Below are 7,220 nucleotides of genomic sequence, written 5' to 3'. Positions count from 1 at the left end.
CTGCGTCACCACAATTTCGCGAGAATTCTCACGAATGTCTTGACCTATCGGAACCGAATGTTTGATTCCGAGATCCATGCACAGCATCTTCATCACGTCGGCAGGCTGTATCAGGCTATCAGAGAGCCCTTCGATACCATCGATACCATCGATAACGAGCGGGACATTGGTGACGGCGGTATTCGTACTCAACATGTGTGCGAGCAGACCCTGATCGTCGAATAGTTCACCGTGATCTCCAGTTACTACGATAATTGGGTTATTGAGTTCCGATCGTGAGTAGTTGACAAGACCCCCTATGAGATGGTCTACATACGCAATTACCGTATCATACATGACACGGAGTGCCTCCAGTTCGTCGCCGGTAAACGGTGAATCCTTACTAATACACTCATGTAAATTAGAAGACATATCAAGAGCTAGTTCGACAGCGTCATCAATCGGCATCGGGAGATCGTCTGCAAATCTGTCTCGCCAGGCTACAGGCGGAACGTATGCATGGTGAGAGTCGCCATGGTGGAAGTAGAGAAATAGGGATTCGTCGCTGTTTGCTGCTTTATCGATATGGCGTTTTGCAATCTCAGTGCTGAGGTACCCGACACAGTGCTGATTTCCGTCAAAGGTAAGCCCACCTGAGTGTTGTCGTGCTTTCATTAGCCACTTCAGGAGGGAGACAGGGCCAGCTTCTCTGAGAAGCGTTGATTTGACGAGATAATGAAAATCGTCGAACCCTCTATCAAGACCGGTGCTTGGACTTATCTGGGCGTTCGGGGAAATACATACCGTCCGGTATCCCGCTTTACGGAACGACTGTGGAATCGTGGTTATATCGATAGGCAATTTGGCGTCCATCGTCCACGTCTGGTGTGCAGAGGGGGCGTATCCTGTGAGAATAGATGCACTCGAAGAACGTGTCCAAATGTCGTGTGAGAAGCACTGAGTGAAGGCTTGGCCTTCGGACCCCAATTTGTTCAGATTCGGAGTTGTGTCTCGCTCATGGTCTGCTATCGAGGTGTGATTCTGTCGGACACTTTCGAGGGTGATCCAAATAACGTCTCTATCCATGGCGGTCTCTAGACTATTACCCTGATTTTTCAGTCTTCCCATGTGGGAAATTGGATACAAGAGTTATTTGTCAAGACAACTGCTTGCTGAAGATGTGTCTAACAACCAGCAAGCAGACGGTGAAATCCCCGAAGACCAGATCCTAACTTGCTGATCTGTCCAGAATTTCCTCAGCACCGAGGTCAGGCTCCGGAAACAGGTGATTGGAGATGCTTTGTGAGGCACTAACATTAATTGGACGTATACGGCAATAAATTCTAATTTTTGACACAATACGTAGAATGTATGTTCACACTATATTCAAAGCAATTAGTAAATGAAATATTTATATCACATATATCCCAGTTGTTTAAGTCGTTCATCAACTGACACTGAAGTGGAAACGGTATTATTCTGGGGAACTTCCGAGTGAATCTCTCTACGCTCATCACACGGCACCTCAAGCCAAGGAACCTCAACTAGCTTAGGGGTGTGAATACCAGTTGGGTGGCCAAACTCTAGATACGGCATTGGCTTAGAGCGTTCACCAATCATCTGCCCGTGGTCAGATGTGACCACCACTTTCCCAGACACTTCATCTATTAATTTTTGAACGGGGTCAAAAACCAATTCTAAATTTTCTTCATATGCTGACCAAAGTGTGTCAGTATCATGATCAAGCTCTCCCTCTATAATTTTAGGCCAGAACTGGAGAGTGTCATTATCGAATTCTTCTAGAGCCATCTCACCAATAAACGGATAGTGAGGCTGCATATAGTGAACTATCAATCGCTTATTTGGATATTCTTCTGAAGCTTCAATGGCTCTCTTTGTGACGGTCTCCGGAAGAACCGTTTGTGCTTCACTACTCCAGCCTTCGTCAAGCCAGATATTTATCACCTCATGAAATGAGGCATCGATCATATCTTCGTTGGCGTGGAGTTGTGGGTTTGCAGTAACATACACAGTATCATGAATTTCCTTACCACGGAAATTCCCCTTAAGGAATTCAACAGTCCCACTTCCCCTAGACGTCCGCTTTGAGAGGCTTCCAGGGATAGGATTCATCTTCTCAAAAGTGTCAAACCTACAAGCATCCAGGATGCAAAGGATATCCCAATCCTGATTAAAGATATCTATCCCAGACTCGTTATATTCGCCATCCTTTATTTTATAGAACTCTCGGTTAATCTCTCTAAGAACCAACTTAGGTGTACTAATCCCACGTCTAATTCTACGCAACGAAATTGGTTTCATATCATGGGGGATGGACTTCAAAGATATATTAGTTACCCCTGAGCAACGTTACTGATAGATTCGATTTAATATGCTCCAGTGTATCGGTGAATGTGTCTTAAATATCGAATAATGAAAGCAATCATTCTCGCTGCTGGTGAGGGAACCCGGCTTCGCCCACTTACCCAAGCACGACCCAAAGCGATGCTCCCGATTGGAGATAAACCATTGCTGGAGCACATCGTCGAAGCAATCAAAGCCGCCAGTGTTGACGAGATCATCATCGTGGTCGGCCACAAACGCGAGCGAATCCAGAACCACTTCCAAAACGGTGACGACTGGGGAGTCGACATCCAGTACGTCGTCCAAGAGAACCCCCGAGGCACCGGTGACGCACTACTAGAGGCGGAACACGCAGTCAGCGGGGACTGTATCGTCATCAACGGCGACCGAATCGTCGAACCGGAACTCATCGAGCGACTGATCGAGCGCCACCGGACGACCAACGATGCCTGCCTCGCAATCACCGAGGTCGAAGACCCGACTCAGCACGGTTCTGTCAGCGTCCAAACCGGCCACGTAACCGACATCAAAGAGAAACCGGAGGAACACGAGGTCCAATCGAACCTCATCAATGCGGGCGTGTACGCGTTCGGCCCGGAAATTTTCGCGGCCATCCGGCGGACCGACCACTACGGCGAGCTCAGACTGACCGACACGCTCAGAGAGTACATTCAGGACCACGCACTCCACGCCGTTCACTACGATGGACTGTGGCTCGAACTCTCTCGACTGTGGGACCTGCTGTCGGTCAATAGCGGCGTCCTCGCCAAGAATAACTCGATGGTCGCTGCGTCCGCAGTTATCAGCGAGGACGCAACGGTCGGCGAGCCGGTCGTTGTCGGCGAACACTCTCGTATCCAACCCGGTGCGCGGGTCTTCCGCGACGTCGTCATCGGCGATAACGTCACCATCGGGGCAAACGCCGTCGTCACGAATGCCGTCATTCTCGAAGATACGGTCATCAAGCCGGGAGCGGTCATCTCCGACTGTATCATCGGCGCAGGCTCCGAAGTCGGACCACTGACCGCAATCGAAGGCGGCCACAGCGACGTCCGCGTCGACGACGAACTCTACACCGACGTTAGATTCGGCGGCCTCATCGGTGACAACGTCCGAATGAGAGGCAACGTCACTGTCGAACCGGGGACGATTGTCGGCAACAATGCCCGCGTCGAAAGCGGGGCGACACTCACCGGACAAGTCCCCGGCGATGCGAATGTCTTCCGAGGCTGACCAAGATCTAACGAACATACCTCTGTTTTACTACCCGAATTATACAACGAAAATGTGTATTCAGGTTTGTACTAGTTAAGCCATTAACACTAAATAGATTCATCCGAATACAATGATATCAACGACTACGTTGGTTTTCGCCAGCGGTTAGCAACAGGAGTTTACGAAAACAATGTGTGGGATTACCGGATACATCGGTGTGGAAGAGAGTGCGTCGATCCTTGCGTCGGGGTTGAAGAATTTGGAGTATCGTGGCTACGATTCGGCTGGGGTCGCCCTCGTCGGCGACCAGATCAACGTGCACAAACAGGAAGGGACGATTGATGGGCTAACTATCCCGAACGAGACGAGTGCAACTCACGGCATCGGCCATACGCGATGGTCGACCCATGGGGAACCGACTGACGAAAACGCCCATCCGCATACGGACTGCAGCGGTGATATCGCGGTCGTACACAACGGTATCATCTCGAATTACGACGAACTGAAGCGGCAACTCGGTGGGCACATCTTCGAAAGTGAGACCGACACCGAGGTCATTCCGCATCTTTTGGAAGAAGAAATGGCCACAGGTGCAGACCTCCGCGCAGCGGTCATGCGCGTGCTCGACCGCCTTGAAGGGAGCTTCGCCGTCGCCGCAACGCACGTGGACTACGAAGGCATCGTCGCGGCACGCCAGGACAGCCCACTCGTCATCGGTCACGGTGAGGATGGGATGTACCTCGGAAGCGACGTGACGGCGTTCGTCGAGTACACCCGACAGGTCTCCTATCTCGAAGACGGCGACGTGGCGCACCTGTATTCGGATGGTATCACCGTGTTCAACGAAGGCGAGCGCATCAAGCGCGAGATTCAGACGGTCGACTGGGATGCCTCCGCCGCGGGCAAGGCTGGCCACGACCACTACATGCACAAGGAGATTCACGAGCAGCCCAATGCGCTCCGACAGGCCATCTCCGGACGCATCGACGAACTCGCCGGAAACGCCTCGCTCGATATCGACCTCGACGACCACTTCCTCCAAGCCATCGACGAGATTCACATCGTCGCGTGCGGAACCTCGTATCACGCCGGGCTCTACGCGAAGGAGTTGCTCGAAGAACTCGTCGACATCACCGTGCGCGTCGACCTCGCGAGCGAGTACGAGGTCTGTGACGGCCACGATACACGACGGACGCTCGTCGTCGCAGTTACCCAGAGTGGTGAGACAGCCGACACGCTGTCGGCGATCCGCCGTGCGAAGGCTCCGGGAATGACGACGCTCGCCGTGACGAACACGGTCGGCAGTACGATTACGCGAGAAGTCGACGATTCGCTGTTTATCAAAGCCGGACCGGAAATCGGCGTCGCGGCGACGAAGACGTTCGTCTCGCAGGTGACGGCACTCGCGTTATTCGCGACATACCTCGGTCGCCTCCGCGGGACGCTCACTGCGGGCGAAGGCGTCGACATCCTCGGGAATATCCGCCAACTCCCGAACGCCGTCCAATCGGTTCTAGATTCTGAGTCCCGGATTCGCCGACTCGCCGACCAGTACACCGGCAGTGACGCGTTCTTCTTTATCGGACGCGGTCCCGCCTACCCGGTCGCACTCGAAAGTGCCCTCAAGCTGAAGGAAATCTCGTACGCTCACGCAGAGGGCTTCGCTGCGGGTGAGCTGAAACACGGTCCCCTCGCGCTCGTCACCGAGAACACGCCCGTGCTCGCGTTCCTCAACCAGAGTGCGTCGCCCGAAGAGACGCTCAACAACGTGAAAGAGGTAGAATCACGCGGTGCGCCCGTCATCTGCCTCTCGACGCCGGGTGAGACCGCGTCGTTCTGCAATCACACCATCGAAATTCCGGATATCGGTCGCCTCGAACCGCTCGTTGCCAACGTCGCCCTCCAACTGTTCGCCTACCACGTCGCCCACGAGATGGGACGCCCCATCGACAAGCCGCGAAACCTCGCGAAGTCCGTGACTGTTGAGTAACGGACTTCGCTTCTTCTGACCAACTGCTAACCAACCGTTTTGGTGGGTTTTCTTATCTAGTTGGCCGCTACTGCAATGTAATGAAAGTCACACCGGGTCGCCGTCTCATTGGGATTTTCCTTCTATTAGGGTGTCTTTTCGGGCTACTGGTCTGGTTTGGGTCTCTTGCACCTGCCCCTGCTGTGGGGGCGTATCCTGACGACACGAACTTAGGGACAAACTACGATGCGTGGGTCGGTGAGAAAGCGAGTCTGACCGGCGAGGTGGTCGAAACCGACCCGCTCACGATTGTTGCCGAATACAGTGCTGGTGAGCGTATTCGACTTCGCGTGACCGGAACAGACCTCCAGCCAGCACCGGGAGACCGACTTACCGCCTTCGGCGTCGTCAAACCGGACCGGACACTCCACGTGCAGACAGCCTATATCGTCCCCAGTTCGGGGTACACCTACATGTACACCGTTTCGTTTATCGCCGGTCTCTGGGTCCTCGGACGACTCGTTCGAACGTGGCGAATCGACCGGCAAACGTGGTCGTTGGAACCGCGGTCGACACCACTCAGGTTGAGTAACGTCATCCGTAGCCAAAACGCGGAGGACCGCGATGCCTGATCTGCTCGCACACGCGCTGTTGGCCTACAGCCTCGCGACGGTTGCCTCGTGGCGCTACGAGTGGATTTCACGGCCCTACGTGACCGTCGCGATGGCCGGGGCATTCATCCCCGATATGGCGAAGGCTGAGCTGGTTTTTTCTAATCTCCGAGTCGAACGACTCCTCGGGCTACCCTTCGATTGGTTCGGACTGCACACCACCGGTGCCGTACTGTGTTCCGTGCTCGTGGGCGTACTCCTCGCCAGCCAGCAAGAGCGCTTGCGCGTCTTCCTCCTGCTGTCGCTCGGCGCGAGTTCGCACCTGATTTCGGATGCGTTCCTTCTCAAACCGACTGGACAGTCGTACCCGGTTTTCTGGCCGTTCACCCGCATCTACCCACCGACTCCGGGGCTGTACCTAAGTACGGATATGGAGCCTGCAATCGTACTGGGCGCAGTCGCACTCGTCGTCTGGATAGTCAATCGGCGGGAAAGCGAATCAACGTAGACCGAGGGGATTGCTCACGAGAGTGGTTGGAGCCGACTGCATCACGGTTCCACTCTGTGCGTACGGTGTCGCGTCTCATGCCGCCACTCAAGGTCGGCCGGAATTGGGGGCAATGAGTATAGTCCGTGAACTCAACGACACCCTACCACCCCACCACTTCATCTGTTCTACGGAGACACGAGAGATACACTCGAAACGTACCCCTTGTATTGCCGAGAACACACCAGCGTATGTGAGTCGTAGGGAACTCGAAGACACCACCCCACCCCACGACTTCATCTGTTCTTCAGGACAACTGAGGAGACGCGAGAACAAGCCGAAAGGTTGTAGTTCGGGCTGCTGGGGGTCGTCGCTGACGACGCAGAGGGAGGCAGACCCCCTCCCCCCACCACTTCATCTGTTCTGGGTGTTCCCACCCAGAGGGGTCACCCCCCCTCGTACATTACTCCCCCACCCCATTCTTTCTTCTACTCTAAGAGCTTGTTCCCCTTACCCCTCTTCCCCATCAGTTTTAACATCAAATTAATACCTATGTCCTCATTTGTGTATGCTTTGGCTTTTCCTTATAACGAGG

General features: G+C 53.9%; 6 protein-coding genes. 4 read left to right on the top strand and 2 right to left on the bottom strand.

Features of this window, described 5'->3' with window-relative positions:
* Both QT222_RS09890 and QT222_RS09885 read right to left on the bottom strand, forming a co-directional pair.
* Window positions 1-1,065: sulfatase-like hydrolase/transferase (locus tag QT222_RS09890; RefSeq protein ID WP_491477065.1), on the bottom strand; the 1,065-nt coding region annotated here is incomplete at its 3' end.
* A 330-nt stretch (window positions 1,066-1,395) separates the two neighbouring features.
* Entirely contained in the window at window positions 1,396-2,301 is a 906-nt protein-coding gene (locus tag QT222_RS09885; protein ID WP_491477064.1) for an alkaline phosphatase family protein, read from the bottom strand.
* 111 nt (window positions 2,302-2,412) lie between these two features.
* On the opposite strand from QT222_RS09885, the gene QT222_RS09880 reads away from it, so the two are divergent.
* From QT222_RS09880 to QT222_RS09865, 4 genes are all read left to right on the top strand, one after another.
* Window positions 2,413-3,576, top strand: coding sequence for a sugar phosphate nucleotidyltransferase (locus tag QT222_RS09880; protein ID WP_491477063.1), 1,164 nt, complete (start codon window positions 2,413-2,415; stop codon window positions 3,574-3,576).
* 172 nt (window positions 3,577-3,748) lie between these two features.
* A complete protein-coding gene (gene glmS / locus QT222_RS09875) occupies window positions 3,749-5,548 on the top strand; it encodes a glutamine--fructose-6-phosphate transaminase (isomerizing) (RefSeq protein WP_491477062.1) in 1,800 nt (599 codons plus the stop codon).
* 80 nt (window positions 5,549-5,628) lie between these two features.
* Window positions 5,629-6,159: an OB-like fold-containing membrane protein gene (locus QT222_RS09870; protein ID WP_491477061.1), complete on the top strand. Its 531-nt coding sequence runs from the start codon at window positions 5,629-5,631 to the stop codon at window positions 6,157-6,159.
* Entirely contained in the window at window positions 6,152-6,646 is a 495-nt protein-coding gene (locus QT222_RS09865) for a metal-dependent hydrolase (protein ID WP_491477060.1), read from the top strand. Before QT222_RS09870 ends, QT222_RS09865 begins: the two co-directional genes overlap by 8 nt.
* The last annotated feature ends 574 nt before the right edge of the window (window positions 6,647-7,220 follow it).

Source organism: Haloferax sp. s1 (genome assembly GCF_058382125.1).
The sequence above is the reverse complement of the archived record's forward strand: the minus strand, read 5'-3'. Positions and strand labels throughout refer to the sequence as shown.

Coding starts and splice junctions, on each gene's coding strand:
- QT222_RS09885 (WP_491477064.1), bottom strand. CDS start 2,301: ATGAAACCAATTTCGTTGCGTAGAATTAGACGTGGGATTAGTACACCT.
- QT222_RS09880 (WP_491477063.1), top strand. CDS start 2,413: ATGAAAGCAATCATTCTCGCTGCTGGTGAGGGAACCCGGCTTCGCCCA.
- glmS (WP_491477062.1), top strand. CDS start 3,749: ATGTGTGGGATTACCGGATACATCGGTGTGGAAGAGAGTGCGTCGATC.
- QT222_RS09870 (WP_491477061.1), top strand. CDS start 5,629: ATGAAAGTCACACCGGGTCGCCGTCTCATTGGGATTTTCCTTCTATTA.
- QT222_RS09865 (WP_491477060.1), top strand. CDS start 6,152: ATGCCTGATCTGCTCGCACACGCGCTGTTGGCCTACAGCCTCGCGACG.